The 13,924-nt window shown below is 58.4% G+C and carries 14 protein-coding genes and 1 tRNA gene; 12 read left to right on the top strand and 3 right to left on the bottom strand.

What is annotated here, in order from left to right:
• The first annotated feature begins 92 nt into the window (after positions 1 to 92).
• From B0B09_RS08755 to B0B09_RS08745, 3 genes are all read left to right on the top strand, one after another.
• A complete protein-coding gene (locus B0B09_RS08755) occupies positions 93 to 590 on the top strand; it encodes an Lrp/AsnC family transcriptional regulator (RefSeq protein ID WP_076659238.1) in 498 nt (165 codons plus the stop codon).
• Between the two features lie 32 nt (positions 591 to 622).
• Positions 623 to 1,162, top strand: a complete 540-nt coding sequence (locus tag B0B09_RS08750) for a tetratricopeptide repeat protein (RefSeq protein ID WP_076659237.1) — start codon at positions 623 to 625, stop codon at positions 1,160 to 1,162.
• 45 nt (positions 1,163 to 1,207) lie between these two features.
• Positions 1,208 to 1,293: transfer RNA gene (locus B0B09_RS08745), tRNA-Leu, on the top strand.
• 262 nt (positions 1,294 to 1,555) lie between these two features.
• Here B0B09_RS08745 and B0B09_RS08740 read toward each other — a convergent pair.
• Complete coding sequence (locus B0B09_RS08740; protein WP_076659236.1) at positions 1,556 to 2,464, bottom strand: LysR family transcriptional regulator; 909 nt, start codon at positions 2,462 to 2,464, stop codon at positions 1,556 to 1,558.
• Between the two features lie 96 nt (positions 2,465 to 2,560).
• Between B0B09_RS08740 and B0B09_RS08735 the strand changes: the two genes are divergently transcribed.
• The 6 genes from B0B09_RS08735 (at position 2,561) to B0B09_RS18065 (ending at position 7,401) form a co-directional block, all read left to right on the top strand.
• Positions 2,561 to 3,214, top strand: coding sequence for a DsbA family protein (locus tag B0B09_RS08735; RefSeq protein ID WP_076659235.1), 654 nt, complete (start codon positions 2,561 to 2,563; stop codon positions 3,212 to 3,214).
• Positions 3,215 to 3,240: 26 nt separating this feature from the next.
• Positions 3,241 to 4,134: an MBL fold metallo-hydrolase gene (locus B0B09_RS08730; RefSeq protein WP_207552142.1), complete on the top strand. Its 894-nt coding sequence runs from the start codon at positions 3,241 to 3,243 to the stop codon at positions 4,132 to 4,134.
• Positions 4,135 to 4,664: 530 nt separating this feature from the next.
• Positions 4,665 to 5,252 (top strand): DUF4956 domain-containing protein, encoded by a 588-nt coding sequence (locus tag B0B09_RS08720; RefSeq protein ID WP_207552141.1) that lies wholly within the window; start codon positions 4,665 to 4,667, stop codon positions 5,250 to 5,252.
• On the top strand, positions 5,249 to 6,106 hold the full coding sequence (locus tag B0B09_RS08715; protein WP_076659232.1) for a polyphosphate polymerase domain-containing protein: 858 nt from the start codon (positions 5,249 to 5,251) through the stop codon (positions 6,104 to 6,106). The genes B0B09_RS08720 and B0B09_RS08715 overlap by 4 nt, the downstream gene beginning before the upstream one ends.
• 34 nt (positions 6,107 to 6,140) lie before the next feature.
• Positions 6,141 to 6,686, top strand: coding sequence for a hypothetical protein (locus B0B09_RS08710; RefSeq protein ID WP_055294231.1), 546 nt, complete (start codon positions 6,141 to 6,143; stop codon positions 6,684 to 6,686).
• Positions 6,687 to 6,846: 160 nt separating this feature from the next.
• Positions 6,847 to 7,401 carry a hypothetical protein gene (locus B0B09_RS18065; RefSeq protein ID WP_110549929.1) on the top strand — a complete coding sequence of 185 codons (555 nt, stop codon included), beginning with the start codon at positions 6,847 to 6,849 and terminating at the stop codon, positions 7,399 to 7,401.
• Here the strand turns inward: B0B09_RS18065 and B0B09_RS08700 are convergent.
• A complete protein-coding gene (locus B0B09_RS08700) occupies positions 7,398 to 8,042 on the bottom strand; it encodes a response regulator (protein ID WP_076659231.1) in 645 nt (214 codons plus the stop codon). The genes B0B09_RS18065 and B0B09_RS08700 overlap by 4 nt on opposite strands.
• Positions 8,039 to 9,403 carry a sensor histidine kinase gene (locus B0B09_RS08695; RefSeq protein ID WP_084190765.1) on the bottom strand — a complete coding sequence of 455 codons (1,365 nt, stop codon included), beginning with the start codon at positions 9,401 to 9,403 and terminating at the stop codon, positions 8,039 to 8,041. The genes B0B09_RS08700 and B0B09_RS08695 overlap by 4 nt, the downstream gene beginning before the upstream one ends.
• Before the next feature lie 557 nt (positions 9,404 to 9,960).
• On the opposite strand from B0B09_RS08695, the gene B0B09_RS08685 reads away from it, so the two are divergent.
• The 3 genes from B0B09_RS08685 (at position 9,961) to nagA (ending at position 13,560) form a co-directional block, all read left to right on the top strand.
• Positions 9,961 to 11,415, top strand: coding sequence for an aldehyde dehydrogenase family protein (locus B0B09_RS08685; protein WP_076659229.1), 1,455 nt, complete (start codon positions 9,961 to 9,963; stop codon positions 11,413 to 11,415).
• A 103-nt stretch (positions 11,416 to 11,518) separates the two neighbouring features.
• On the top strand, positions 11,519 to 12,439 hold the full coding sequence (locus tag B0B09_RS08680) for an ROK family protein (RefSeq protein ID WP_076659228.1): 921 nt from the start codon (positions 11,519 to 11,521) through the stop codon (positions 12,437 to 12,439).
• Positions 12,436 to 13,560, top strand: coding sequence for an N-acetylglucosamine-6-phosphate deacetylase (nagA, locus tag B0B09_RS08675; RefSeq protein WP_076659227.1), 1,125 nt, complete (start codon positions 12,436 to 12,438; stop codon positions 13,558 to 13,560). The genes B0B09_RS08680 and nagA overlap by 4 nt, the downstream gene beginning before the upstream one ends.
• The last annotated feature ends 364 nt before the right edge of the window (positions 13,561 to 13,924 follow it).

Here is a 13,924-nt window from a genome sequence, read left to right as displayed (position 1 = left end):
TGAATTTGTCCTACTCTAGCAAGAAATACATGGCCATTCTCACTGCAATGTGCCAATCTCGCGGGCGGTTTAACTTATTAACTGGATGAATCATGGCTGAAACGCCTGCTGGGCTGGATCGGTTTGATCTCAAGATACTTGATATTCTCACGGTTGAAGGGCGGATCAGCGTCACCGAGCTTGCCCGCCGTATCGGTTTGTCGAAATCGCCCACGCAGGCGCGGCTGAAAAGACTGGAAGATCACGGTATTATTCGCGGCTACCGCGCACTCTATGATCCGATCCGGCTGCGCCGCGATCATGTTGCCTTTGTTGAGGTCAAGCTGTCGGATACGCGCGAACGCGCATTGGCCGCGTTCAATAGTGCCGTGATGTTGGTGCCCGAAGTCGAGCAGTGTCATTTGATCGCAGGGGCATTCGATTATCTGCTGAAAGTCCGCACCGCAGGCATGACAGGCTACCGCGCTGTTCTCGCTGAGAAAATATCGACCTTGCCGCATGTCGCGAGTACTTCGACCTATGTGGCGATGCAGGCGGTCAAGGAAGAAGGGCTGTCACCTGTCGCCCCCGGCACGGGTGGTGGTGCTTGACGGAACCACGTTGTGGCGCAGATAATTCATCTATGAAATGGTGGATCCCCTTTTGCCTGCTGGCCGCGCCTGCGCTGGCACAAACCTGCCCTGAGGCGCCAGACCACAGCGCACGCATGTCCGAGATTTTGTCCGAACTCGGAAATGCGCAGACTGAAATGGCAGGCCGCGCGCTTTCAAATAGTCTTTGGGAGCTTTGGACCGACGCGCCGGACGCCACAGCACAAGCGATGCTGGACGAGGGCATGTCACGGCGCGGCGTTTCTGATTTTCTGGGCGCGCGCACTGTCTTTTCGCGTTTGATCGCATACTGCCCCGATTATGCGGAAGGCTACAATCAACGGGCCTTCGCCAGTTTCCTCAGCGAGGATTATGAAAGCGCATTGGCCGACCTTGACCGCACGCTTGCGATTATTCCCAACCATGTAGGTGCGTTGTCTGGCAAAGCGCTGACCCTGATTGCCATGGGGCGCAACGAGGAAGGGCAGGCGGCTTTGCGCGCGGCGGTTGCACTGAACCCGTGGCTATCGGAACGTGCGCTTCTTGATCCCCCCTTGGGCACAGAACTCTGATCATGGCTTGCCCAGCGCGGCAGAGCGTCATAGGAATAGCGCCGTGCCCGCGTGGTGGAATGGTAGACATCGGAGACTTAAAATCTCTTGGCCGTAAGGCCGTGCCGGTTCGAGTCCGGCCGCGGGCACCATTGAAAAATTATAAATCATTGATTTGAAGGGTAAGTATTGGCGGGGCGTGTTGGTGTATCCCCCTCACTTTCGCCTGAGGGTCCGCGAACGCTCTATATTGTGGTGCCCGAAAACTGATGCGACCAATACGCGCGCGTGAAGCAAGCAAAGCGCTGCCGGTAGCTGCATTTGCACATATGGCACCCCAACGATGATAGCGGACAGTCACGGATATCCAGCAATAGTGCGAGACAAAACCCCTTAGGCGCAGGCCTGTGGTGCTCAACCCCGGCCCCTTATCTTTTCCGCTTGCCGCAGCATTTCCGTAAAGACAGATACTTTTGCGGCGCGGAATTTTGCCGCCGGCAGCACCACGAAGATCCCCCCTTCGGGGAGTTGCCACGCGGGCAATACCTGCGTCAGGGCGCCAGAGGTCAGACGATCACGCACCAGATAGTCAGGCAGGATCGCCAAACCTGCTCCTTGCTCCACAGCGGCCATGATCGCGGGTGCGCTGTCGATTGAAAGATCACTTTGCATGGTGACGGAGACCGTTTCGCCAGCGGAGCTTTCGAACAGCCAGTGTAGTGGGTCAAACAGCGCCTTATTGGCTACAAAGGGCGCCGTGGCGAGATCGCTGGGGTGTTGAATATGATCGAACCGGCCGGACATGTCGCCTGCGCCGACGAGAAACTGCTGGAACCCGCCCAGTTTGCGCGCCGAGAGGGTGGAATCGCGTAGCCACCCGACCCGAATGGCGAGATCTAGCGCGCCCGCCATAAGATCGCTGTGATCATCCCCGAGCTGTAATTCTACCTGACATGCGGGGTATTGGTGTCGAAACGCCGCAACCAGCGGGGCCACGACCGCCGTGCCGTAGTCATTCGGGGCGGTCAGGCGCAACAGGCCCACGGGCTGCTCCGAGAGGTGCGACAACTCGCTGAAGGCCTCTTCCGCTTCGTTCAGGATTGATCTGCAGCGCATATAGAAAAGCCGCCCTGCCGCGGTGGTGCTGACCTTGCGCGTGTTACGCACCAAAAGCGTTGCCTTCAGCTCATCTTCCAACTGCGTCACCTGACTGCTGACCACGGCTTTGGTCACGCCAAGGTAGTCAGCGGCATTGGTAAAGGATCCGGTTTCGACAACTGCGGCGAAATACGCCAGCCGGTTGAGATTATGTGATTTGGCCATGCCTTGAGTGTTAGCTTTTGGCATACGGTCTGTCAAAATAGTTTGTCTTATCAGGGGCAATGAAAGCGCCTATGTGCCTCCCCAAGGAGACAGATCATGACACAAACAGTGACACTACATTACCTTTTCGATCCGCTCTGTGGTTGGTGCTACGGCGCTTCGGAAACCATCGCCACGCTTGCGAACCACCCCGATATCGACCTGCAACCACGGGCCACCGGCCTGTTCGCAGGCAATGGCGCGCGGCCGATGAAAAGCTTTGCCGCGCAGGCTTGGGCGAATGACCAGCGCATTGCCGCGCTGAGCGGCCGGCAGTTCAGCGAAGCCTATCGCCGCGATGTTCTGGGTGCCGACGATGCGTTTTTGGATTCCACCGTGGCGACGCTGGCCCTAGCGGCCGTGGCCGATACACCCCCTGCCGCGCCGCCCGCTCGGGTGATCGAGGCCCTCGCTGCCATTCAGGCGGCGCGCTATGTTGACGGCAAGGATGTGACCTCCCCCGCGATTGTCGCAAATCTGCTGACGGACCTTGGCCATGCCGCGGCGGCAGCGCGTGTTCTGGCGCCCGATACCGCCCTCGCGGATCTGGTGCGCGCACGCACCGCACAGGCGCGCGATCTGATGGCGGCCCAAAACGTACAAGGCGTTCCCGCCCTGATTGCCGATGTCAACGGCAGACAGTTCGGGCTGGATGCCAGCGCGATCTATTCCGGACCTGACGCAATACTGGCCGCCCTCGGGCGCGCGTGATCCTACCCTGTCAAAAGGACAAAATGATGAACCGCAGAGATCTTCTGAAACTATCCACCGCAGCGGGCGCAGCCGCCCTGATCGCACCCGGCGTCTCGTTTGCGGATGCGGAGGGCTTGACCTGGACCTATTTTCCCGCGGGCGAGAACGGCTTTTTCCGCGCGCCCGTTCTGATCGAGGGCGAAACCGAGGCCGTGCTGATTGACGGCGGCTTCACACTCTCCGATGGCCGCATATTGGCCGAAAAGATCAAGGCGACAGGCAAGACCCTGACCACGATCTATATCAGCCAGAGCGACCCTGATTTCTACTTCAGCCTGCGCCCGATTGTCGAAACCTTCCCCGAGGCCCGCGTCATCGCAGCCAGCGAAACCGTCGCGGCGATCAATGCCAACGTGGCGAAAAAAGTCGAAACATGGGGGCCGCAACTGGGCGAGAACGGCCCCGCGACGGTGGCAGAGGTGATCATTCCCCAAGCCGATGACGGCACCACCCTGACGGTAGACGGCCGCGTCATCGAAATCGTCGCAGCCGAGGGGCTGGCCAACCGCCGCTATCTGTGGGTCGAGGATCTGAAGGCCGTGTTCGGCGGCGTGATGGTCTTTTCCGGCACGCATGTCTGGACCGCAGACACCCCGACCCAGGAACAGCGCGCCGCATGGATCGCCAATCTTGACGCGATCATCGCCCGCAATCCGCTGGTTGTCGTGCCCGGTCACATGACGCTGGATGCGCCGATGGGTCTCGATGCGGTAGAGTTCACGAAAGGTTATCTTTTGGCCATTGAGGAAGAGCTCGCCGAGGCAGAGGGTTCGGAAGCCTTGATCGCAGCAATGACCGCCCGCTATCCCGATCTGGGAATGGACGTGGCCTTGAATGTCGGCGCCAAGGTTCTGACCGGCGAGATGCAATGGGGTTGACCCGCACCTGATCCGTTTCGCGGCGCCTGCCATTCGAGAAGTCAATCAAACGAGAGCGGCCAAGTAATCTTGGCCGCTCTTTCACCGTTTCGGATAAGCGTCCCTTGAGATCGCCGCAAAATGCACGGCGTCTGCAGCGCCACGGATGTCAGCGTTGCGGAAGCTGTTGTGAGCCGCCCCAAAAGACCGCTTCGCGAAAGTCGCGGCGCGGCTCTGGTCGTGCAAACTGGTCAACTGCGCAGGATCTCGCACTGATCTTTCGCAGCGCGCCGCATGGATGCAACCGAGGTGGACCAAGCTGCCTTTCATGCAACCAAGGGCATGATCTGTTTCGCGCAAAAGCGCTATTGGCGTGTCGGTATGGCCACTTTGTACCGCGGCTCATCGTCAAACGGTCGGAAGCGTATTCGGCCTAAGGTCTGAATTTCGACCGGACGTCTGACAGTGCCCTGCCTCCCTTGGACATGACAGTTTTGTAACAGGAATATGACGCGGCCCAAGACGGGCTGTTGAGCGCAAAGGACTGCTACATGACCCCCACTGACCCGTTAATCGAGCTTGCCATCAGGTTTGCAATCAACGCGACAGCTATGCTCTGTCTTATGTTCGGGATGTTTTATCGCCGTTACCGCGACAAAGAACTGGCGACAACGGCGGCGATGTTCAACATCTTCGCGTTCTCGGTCCTGACGATCCTGTCCAGTGTCGAGTTCAGCATCGCGGCAGGCTTTGGTCTGTTTGCCATTCTCGCGTTGTTTAGCCTGCGCTCAGAGACAATATCCAAGATCGAGATTAGCTATTTCTTTGGCTCCATCGCGATTGCCGTGATCTGTTCGGTGCTTGGAACGGGACTGGGTCTTGTTGCGATGATCGTGGCTTTTGTGCTGGTTGCCGCGTGGCTTTTGGACCATCCGAACATTCTGGAATCCGCCGACAGCGCCAAGCTCACCCTGGATCGGATTGAGGCCCATATGCTGGCCGATCCAGTCCAGATGCGCGCTGATCTGTCCAAGCGCCTTGGCGTTGAAGTGATGAACTTTCAGGTCATCGAACTGAACTACGTCAATGACCTCGCCCGTCTCAATGTCTTTTACCGTACCGAAGGAACGACCAAATGAACGACCTGTCCAATATTGACCAATTCACTGCTTCCTTCTCTCCCGTCTCACTCGAAGACCTGAACGCAAAGGCCGAGATGATGGCGCGCATCGACAACAAATACGTCGTGCAAAGCGATGATCTGTTGTCGCTTGTTCCTGATCTCAGCGAGGCGTTTGATATCCTCGAAATCAAGCAACAACGCGCATTTACCTATGATACGCGATATTTTGATGATGCCGAACGCAGTGCCTATTATGAGCATCATCAAGGCAAGCGCCGTGGGTTCAAAGTGCGTGTGCGCAACTATGTGGATGCGGGCTTGTGCTTTCTGGAGGTGAAGGTCAAAGGCCAACGCGGCATGACGGAAAAGTACCGAATGCCCTATGATCTGGCGCAATTGGCACAGCTCACGCCGGATGCCGCCGCCTTTGCGCAGGACACCTATGGCCGCCAGTATGACAAGGCGTTTGACTACGCCCTGCGCCCCGCACTCGATGTGCGCTATCAACGCATGACCCTCGTGGCGCGTGCCGGGGGGGAGCGGATGACGATCGATACCGACCTGTGTTTTCAATCGCAGAACCGGACCTTCGGGTCAGGCACCGGCGTGTTCATCGTCGAGACCAAATCCGCGAATGGCCGCGGGTTGGCCGACCGCCTGCTGCGCACCAAGGGGGAACGCCCCACGAAGCGGTGTTCGAAGTATTGCATCGGGATGGCCGCGACCGGTCAGGTGACGCGCTACAACCGGTTCTTGCCCACCTTGCGCAAACTGGGGCTGACCGTACCGACGCCGCAAATTGGCAATTGGGCGCAGCTTTGCACCGACGTGCGCGGTCGATCTTTCGGCCCCCATACCATTGCCGCATGAATCCGACCATTTTCCTACTGAAAGGAAAGAGAAAATGACCCATTTTTATCAAAACCTAACCCGTTTGTTTGCACCTGCATTTCGCAAATGCGGGCCAATCCTGATGGCTCTGTTGGTGGTCCTCACCACTGCCGGATCTGCGGCGCAGGCCGAAACGACAAATTGTGTCATTGCGTCCAACGACGGGCGCAACGGATTTCGCACGGACGAGATTTCGGGTTGCCGCGTGAACACATCCAATGGCAATGCAACCTTCGTGATAAACGCAGAGCAGCGGTCACGGTCCTATGATTCTATGCAGCCACTGACAACGCGCCATCTGGATGTGGCGACATATTGGCTGAACCGACTAGGGCGGTTGCCTGTCCCGGTCAGTACAAATCCGGCAGGGTTTGACCCGCGCAGCTTCTTGCAAGCAGCCTCGCAGGCGACGCATGGGTTTGTTCTGGTCCGGCAGAAAAACAGCGGCGCACAGGCGATCAATCTTGTTTACATCACGGATGGTGTGTACCGCTCAATCGACTTCTCTGGAACCAACTTCCGAGAGGTCCCCGCGGGTTTCCTGACAACATCACGCTAGCCCGACACCCCCGAGATCTGAGACTAAAATGACCCCGCTGCGCAAAATTAGTGCAGTGGGTGTTTCACGTCAGACCTTCGTCCAATGCCCGCCATGTGAAATGGTGCTAAGCTTGCGATACTTTCCGTCGAAAGATGAACACACTGGCTGGACGTTTGACATGAGCAAACTGATCAAGCTGCTGCTAGCAGCATTTCTTTTGATCCCGTTTCCCATCACCGGATCATACGATCAGGACGGAAACTGGTTTTTTGGCGTTGGCACTGCGCGTGCGGACAGCGACGACGACGATGATGATGATGATGACGATGATGACGACGACGATGATGATGACGACGACGATGATGATGACGACGACGATGATGATGATGACGACGACGATGACGGTGATGACGATGACGACGATGACGACGACGATGACGATGACGATGATGATGATGACGGCGACGAAGACGATGATTATGACGATAGCAACGACGCGGATGGCCGCGACGACGACAATCCCGACGCAAACACGCCCAGCGCTACAACTGAGCGCCCTTCAGACCAAAGCCGCAATCGTCCCGAAAATCTCTATTTGCGGTACCCGAACGGCTGGGACGAGAAAATCCGCGACGGCCGCTATATCCTGATCGACCCCGCAGGACGGACCGTCACCGACCGGGCCGCCACCTTTGCTGATCTTGACCGCATGCGCGAGGCCGCTGGCCTTTAGCTGTGTTTGCGGCCCCATGCCTTCTGGGCAATCAACGCGGCCTCGACACGGTTGCGCGCCTGCAATTTGCTCAGAATAATTGTCATATAGTGTTTCACGGTCTTTTCCTGAATTTTCAGGTCCAGGCCGATTTCCTTGTTGCTTTTGCCCGCAGCGACACCCTTCAGAATATCCTCTTCGCGCTTCGTCAGATCGTCAATTGGTTGGGGCTCTTCCGTCTTGCGGGTTTGCATGACCCGCAGCATTTGTGCCGCCAAACCCGGGGAGACATGGGCCTCACCTGCGGCCAGCTTGGTCAGGACTTCCCGCAATTCATGGGCAGAAACCCCCTTGAGCAGATATCCCGATGCCCCTGCACCGATTGCCGCTGTCACATCCTCGCTATCCTCGGACACGGTCAGCATGGCGATTGCGCCGGCTGTGTCCCCATCGCGGATCTGCTTGGCGGCATTTATCCCGTTGCCGGGCATCGATAAATCCAGCAAGGCAATATCGGGCTTGTGCTGAAACGCGAGCGCGACTGCCTCATCGGCGGACCCACCCACACCAACGACCTCGAACTCTCCGGTTTCTTCGATACTATGGACAAGCCCATCGCGAAAAATGGGATGATCATCGGCAAGAATAATACGAATAGTCATAGGTTTGCCTCTTCAATTGGCAGAGTAAGTGTAAGGGTCGTTCCACGTGCGGTTGTCGATGTTATGTCCAACTGCCCGCCAATGCTCTCTGCGCGGTTTATGAGGCCAAAAAGGCCCTGTCCGCCATCATCGCGGACATTGCGGGGCGCAGTGGTTTCAAATCCTGTGCCGAGATCGACCACAGAGACATAAAAGAACTGTGGGTCCGTGCGCACGGAAACGGTCGCCTCATCAACCTTTGCATGACGGCGTACATTCGACAGCGTCTCTTGCAAGAAGCGGAAAACACAAAGCTTTTGGGCATAGTTGAGCGTAATCTCACTCACCCCCTGCGCCTGCACCTCAATCTCCAGGTCGGTCTGGCGCATGTGGTCGTTCACCGCGCGATTGATCAGCGCCTGCACATCAAGGTTATCAAGGTCGGGCAGCGCCAACCCGCGCGAGATGATCCGCAATTCATCTAGGGCCTTGTCCAGAGATTCGCGCACCAGTGCGGAATCGCCAGATGGTCCCTGCTGGCCATTCAACGCGTTATCAAGGCGTAAGGACGCCAAGGACAGATACTGCGCCGGCCCGTCATGCAGGTCGGATCCGATGCGCCGGATCGCCCGTTCTGTCTGCGCCGTGGCATTGGTAGACGCCTTGATCACTTTCCGGCGCAGGTCCGCGTTTTGGGTCGATACTGTCTGTGTCTTGTCCAATTGCCGGCGCAGTTCTGATTGCTGTTGGCGAATGGTGCGACCCCCGGCCTGAACAATGCCAAACAACAACACACCGCTGGCCAGAAAGGCCCCACCGACAACCAGCCAACTGGTGCGATGTGCGCTCAGGATGTCTTCCCGCAGGATTGTGGCATCCTCGTAGAATTCGGCGACACCGATTATTTCACCGCTCCATAGCTGGCGGATCGGGCTGTAGACCTCCAACAAGGGAACACCAAGAGCAGCCTCGGTCGCATCCTCGATGTCATCGAAATCCTCGAATGAGGCCGAGACATAGCCCGATGCGGCGCGCAGGAAATCCTCGGAAGGTTCGAATTCCTGCCCGATGATTGACGGGTCAGATGCGTGGATCACCAGCCCGTCCGTTGACCAGATTTTGTAGGACACAACGCGTTCACCGATGGGCGTCCCGTTAAACACTTCGGCCAAGGCCTGCCGCGCGGGCTGCGACAGGGTATCGGTGTCAGCCAATTCCTGACTGAGCGGCGAGATGAAGTTTTCCATCAGCAGCGCCGCAGAGAACGCCGAATTATTGACAACCGCATCTTCGATACGTTTCGACACCCAGAATTCCACGGCAATCGTTGCCACAACCATCACAGCCGCACCAGCTAACAGAAACTGGCCGGGCAGCGTCAAGCTATGCCAGCGCCTCGGAGGTCGAAGATTCTTCATCGGGTCAAGCTAATCCATATTTTCCCTACGGAATACCGACTTAGGTCTGAAAAGGTCAGGCCACAGGAGCTCACGCAAACGGTGGCGTCTTGCAAATGACGACGCGGCGCGCATTCAAAGCCGCCAAGATACAATGCAACCTCGCAGTATCCGCCCAACGTTTTCGCAAACAGGCCAAGATCCCGTCTACACCAGCCCCGATATGGACCGGCGTCGCGGATCAGCTGTCTCCAAGCGCTGACACATTGCACCCCGCCATCATCCCGCTTCACCAGCCAGAGCCCGGACCCGTCGCAGTGTTTGCCAACTGCGGCGGTTTTCATGAATGACGTTGAGAGCCTATGCATTGCGCGCAGGGTTGGACGCACAAAGAAACGAAAAGCCATGGGTTGGCGCCGGCCACGGGCATCATTTCCTGAGATCAAGATCGCAAATGATACGCGTTGATCGTGATGATTGCCGTTGTCAGCGGGCACGTGGTAATCCTTGGCTGAAGTGCAAGCCTGCAGGGACTGAATGCCATGACGCTACGACCACGCAACATCGACCCCCGTAAGTGTTTCATTGCAGGCAAGTGGGTTGACGCGCTCTCAGGCGAGACCCTTGCGCTGATCAACCCCTCTGATGGCAGCACCCTGTGCGAGATCGCCCGTGGCGGGGCCGATGATATCGCGGCGGCGGTCGCGGCGGCAGAAGCGGCGCTCTCGGGCGCATGGGGCAAAGCGACGGCGGCGGAACGCGGGCGGATGCTGGCCAAGATTGGTCAGGCAGTGCTGGCGCATGTGGATGAGTTGGCGCAACTGGAAGCGATGGATGTAGGCAAGCCCTTGAAACAGGCGCGCGCCGACGTATTGGCGCTTGCACGCTATCTGGAATTCTATGGTGGTGCTGCCGACAAGGTCCATGGCGAGACGATCCCTTATCTGGACGGCTATACCGTCTATACCCTACGCGAACCGCATGGTGTGACTGGCCATATCATCCCTTGGAACTATCCGATGCAGATCATCGGGCGCTCGGTGGGGGCTGCGTTGGCGATGGGCAATGCCTGTGTTCTCAAGCCCGCCGAAGAAGCCTGCCTGACCGCCTTGGCCTTTGCCGAAATCGCCCGCGCGGCGGGGCTGCCTGATGGCGCGCTGAATGTCGTGCCGGGATTGGGTGCCGAGGCGGGGGCTGCTTTGTCTGCGCATAAGGGCGTGCACCACATTTCGTTCACTGGCTCGGTCGGCGTGGGAAAACTGATCCAGCAAAGTGCCGGCGCAAATGTTGTGCCGGTGACGCTGGAACTCGGGGGAAAATCACCGCAGGTGGTGTTTGACGATGCGGATATCGCGGCTGCTTTACCGTTCTTGGTGAATGCAGGCATCCAGAATGCAGGACAGACCTGTTCCGCTGCATCGCGGATATTGGTGCAACGCGGTGTTTATGACCAGGTGGTCACCGAAATGGCCGCCCGCTACGCACAGCTGCGGGCAGGTCCCGCAATGGCGGATCTGGATGTGGGGCCTTTGGTGTCGCTGCGGCAAAAAGATATCGTTGAGGGCTTTCTGGCGCAGGGTAGCGATCTGGAGGTAGCAGCACGCGGACAGATTGTTGAGGACGCCCCGGCAGGTGGGGCCTATGTTGCCCCAACGCTCTTTGCAGATGTCGCGCCTGCTCACACGCTGGCGCAGGATGAAATCTTCGGGCCCGTACAGGTCATTATTCCCTTCGAGGATGAGGCAGAGGCAATCGCCATCGCCAATGGCACCGCGTTTGGCCTTGTCGCGTCTTGTTGGTCCGAAAACGGAGCGCGGCAGATGCGCGTGGCGCGTGCCCTGCGGGCGGGGCAGGTGTTTATCAACAATTATGGCGCTGGTGGCGGGGTCGAGCTGCCCTTTGGCGGTCGCGGCCTTTCCGGTCACGGGCGCGAAAAGGGGTTCGAGGCGCTTTACGGCTTCTCGGTGCTCAAGACCGTCGCGGCACTGCATCATTAACGCGACGATGGGAAAACCTGTCATTGTCTTGCCTGACGAAAACCGCGACGATAACTGGCAGTGACAAGACGATCCTGCCCCTTTGATCCGATGGACCCCTGTAATGAACACCCTTGGCATTGATCTTGGCGGGACAAAGATAGAGGCGCGTGTCTTTGATGCCGCGTGGCAAGAGATTGCCCGCCACCGGATTCCGACCCCCGAAGATTACGACCAACTCGTAAATGCAGTCGTTGATCAGATCGTGTGGGCCTCGGACGCTGCCGGCGCGGTTGCTGCGGTGGGCGTCGGTGCTGCGGGTCTTGTGAACCCACAGACAGGCCTTGCGCTTGCGAATAACCTGCCGGCCACTGGGCGGCCTTTTCCCGCCGACATAGAACAGCGGGCGGGGCGCCGGATTACTTTTCTGAATGATTGCCGCGCGCTGGCTTTGTCCGAGGCCGTGTTCGGTGCGGGGCAGGGGAAATCGGTGGTGATGGCGCTGATCCTCGGAACAGGTGTGAGCGGGGGTCTGGTCATCGACCAAAAATGGCGCACAGGGCCGACGGCGACAGGTGGCGAAATTGGCCATATCGCGGCGCCTGCGCAGATTATCGCCGCACATGGCCTGCCGATTTATGACTGCGGTTGCGGGCGGAAAGGATGTATCGAGGGGTATATCTCGGGGCCCGGTTTGCAACGTCTGGCCGCATTCGTCACGGGAATGGACCTGAGCACGCATGAGATTGCTGCGCGGCGCACGACGGATATGGCGCAGGTCTGGGCGATTTGGTGCGCGCTTGTGGCTGAGGTGCTGCATCACCTCACGCTCACAATTGATCCTGATGTGATCGTTCTGGGCGGCGGGCTCACGGCTATCCCTGATGTGATTGCCGATTTGCGGGTTGCCGGCAAAAACGCGCAGATTGACGGTTTCGCTGCCGCCCCGCTTGCCTTGGCGCAAGGGGGTGACGCCAGTGGTGCGCGTGGTGCCGCCTATGCGGCGTGGATGGATCATCGCGATGCTACGGGGCTCACGGTATGACGGACGGCTGGTTCAAACCTGACCGTTTCTTTGATGGCCAGGACATCGTGGACGACATGGCTGTGCGCGTAGCAGACGGTATGATCGTCGAGACATCGCGCGCGTCGGTTCCGGCCACCGCACTTTCCGGGCTTTTGACACCCGGCTTTGTTGACTTGCAGGTCAACGGCGGTGGTGGCGTCCTTCTGAACAATACCCCCACAGTTGACGGCATTGCACAGATTGCGGCCGCGCACCGCCGCTTCGGGACGGCCGCGATTTTACCAACGGTCATCACTGACCATCCGGCTGTGCTTGCACAAGCGGCAGCCGCCGCGATTGCCGCAAAAGATGCCCCGGATATTCTGGGGCTGCACATTGAAGGCCCGCATATCAGTGTCGCAAAGCGGGGGACGCATCGCGCGGAGTGTATCCGTCCATTAGATCAGGACACGCTGACCATCGTGTCCGATCTGCGCAAGGCAGGGGTTGCCGTGATGATTACCCTCGCACCAGAGGCCGCGACGCCTGCGCAAATCGCCTTACTGGCCGAAATGGGCGCAATTGTCTCGCTCGGGCATACGGATGCCACCGCCGAAGAGGTCGAAGCGGCGATCAAGGCGGGCGCCCGCTGCGGAACGCATCTGTTCAACGCCATGTCATCGATGACAAGCCGCGCGCCGGGCGCCGTGGGTGCGATTTTGAACGCCGGGATTGCCTTTGGCATGATCTGTGACGGGGTGCATGTGGATGACCGTATGCTGCGCCTTGCATTGCGGGCCTGTGCCGCAGGCTCCGCGCCGTTTCTGGTGTCGGATGCGATGGCAACAGTCGGCGGCGAGCCGCAATTCACGCTCTACGGTCAGACAATCCGCCTGCAAGAGGGGCGGTTGGTCAATGCCGGAGGCAATCTGGCGGGCGCGCATCTTACCCAAGCCGAAGGCATGCGGCGGATGGTCCATCATATAGGGATCCCGCTTGCGGATGCGTTGCGTATGGTCGTGACGACACCTGCCACGCTGATTGGACACCCCCGGTTGGCGCATGTGTTAGAACGGTGTACCGATGACCTGTTGCTGCTGGATACCGCGAGCAGGGTTCTGGGGACGATGACGCAGTCTTTGACGCCGGCAAAAGCCTAGCCAGCGCTGTCTGCATATGATCCTTTTCGACAGAACTGCGACAAATTCATTGGAATCATCTCGAAGTTGGGCGGCCAGATTCATTTCATGTTCACCTTAAGGCGCAAAAACTGATAAAAAATTAGGCGAAAAGCCGGTCGCCGCTATTTTTATAGGCGCTGAGGCGTGAGGCGATAGGTTCAATGCGAAATCGCTAGCATATTTCTGCAGTGCAGCACCATTTTGAGGCGTCCGAAGAAAAACTTCGGCGTCGCGCAAAGGGCTATCCTGCAAGATCGCTCCCTTCACGCGACTACAACATCACTGTTGCGGGTCCTTCCTATTGGGTTGGTCCAGGGTTGCAAAGGGAATTGGTTTCCTGACG

Source organism: Yoonia rosea, assembly GCF_900156505.1.
In the GTDB taxonomy this organism is placed as follows: Bacteria; Pseudomonadota; Alphaproteobacteria; order Rhodobacterales; family Rhodobacteraceae; genus Yoonia; species Yoonia rosea.
The sequence above is the reverse complement of the archived record's forward strand: the minus strand, read 5'-3'. Positions and strand labels throughout refer to the sequence as shown.

Coding starts and splice junctions, on each gene's coding strand:
- B0B09_RS08735 (WP_076659235.1), top strand. CDS start 2,561: ATGACACAAACAGTGACACTACATTACCTTTTCGATCCGCTCTGTGGT.
- B0B09_RS08710 (WP_055294231.1), top strand. CDS start 6,141: ATGACCCATTTTTATCAAAACCTAACCCGTTTGTTTGCACCTGCATTT.
- B0B09_RS08755 (WP_076659238.1), top strand. CDS start 93: ATGGCTGAAACGCCTGCTGGGCTGGATCGGTTTGATCTCAAGATACTT.
- B0B09_RS18065 (WP_110549929.1), top strand. CDS start 6,847: ATGAGCAAACTGATCAAGCTGCTGCTAGCAGCATTTCTTTTGATCCCG.
- B0B09_RS08730 (WP_207552142.1), top strand. CDS start 3,241: ATGAACCGCAGAGATCTTCTGAAACTATCCACCGCAGCGGGCGCAGCC.
- B0B09_RS08715 (WP_076659232.1), top strand. CDS start 5,249: ATGAACGACCTGTCCAATATTGACCAATTCACTGCTTCCTTCTCTCCC.
- B0B09_RS08740 (WP_076659236.1), bottom strand. CDS start 2,464: ATGGCCAAATCACATAATCTCAACCGGCTGGCGTATTTCGCCGCAGTT.
- B0B09_RS08720 (WP_207552141.1), top strand. CDS start 4,665: ATGACCCCCACTGACCCGTTAATCGAGCTTGCCATCAGGTTTGCAATC.
- nagA (WP_076659227.1), top strand. CDS start 12,436: ATGACGGACGGCTGGTTCAAACCTGACCGTTTCTTTGATGGCCAGGAC.
- B0B09_RS08680 (WP_076659228.1), top strand. CDS start 11,519: ATGAACACCCTTGGCATTGATCTTGGCGGGACAAAGATAGAGGCGCGT.
- B0B09_RS08700 (WP_076659231.1), bottom strand. CDS start 8,042: ATGACTATTCGTATTATTCTTGCCGATGATCATCCCATTTTTCGCGAT.
- B0B09_RS08685 (WP_076659229.1), top strand. CDS start 9,961: ATGACGCTACGACCACGCAACATCGACCCCCGTAAGTGTTTCATTGCA.
- B0B09_RS08750 (WP_076659237.1), top strand. CDS start 623: ATGAAATGGTGGATCCCCTTTTGCCTGCTGGCCGCGCCTGCGCTGGCA.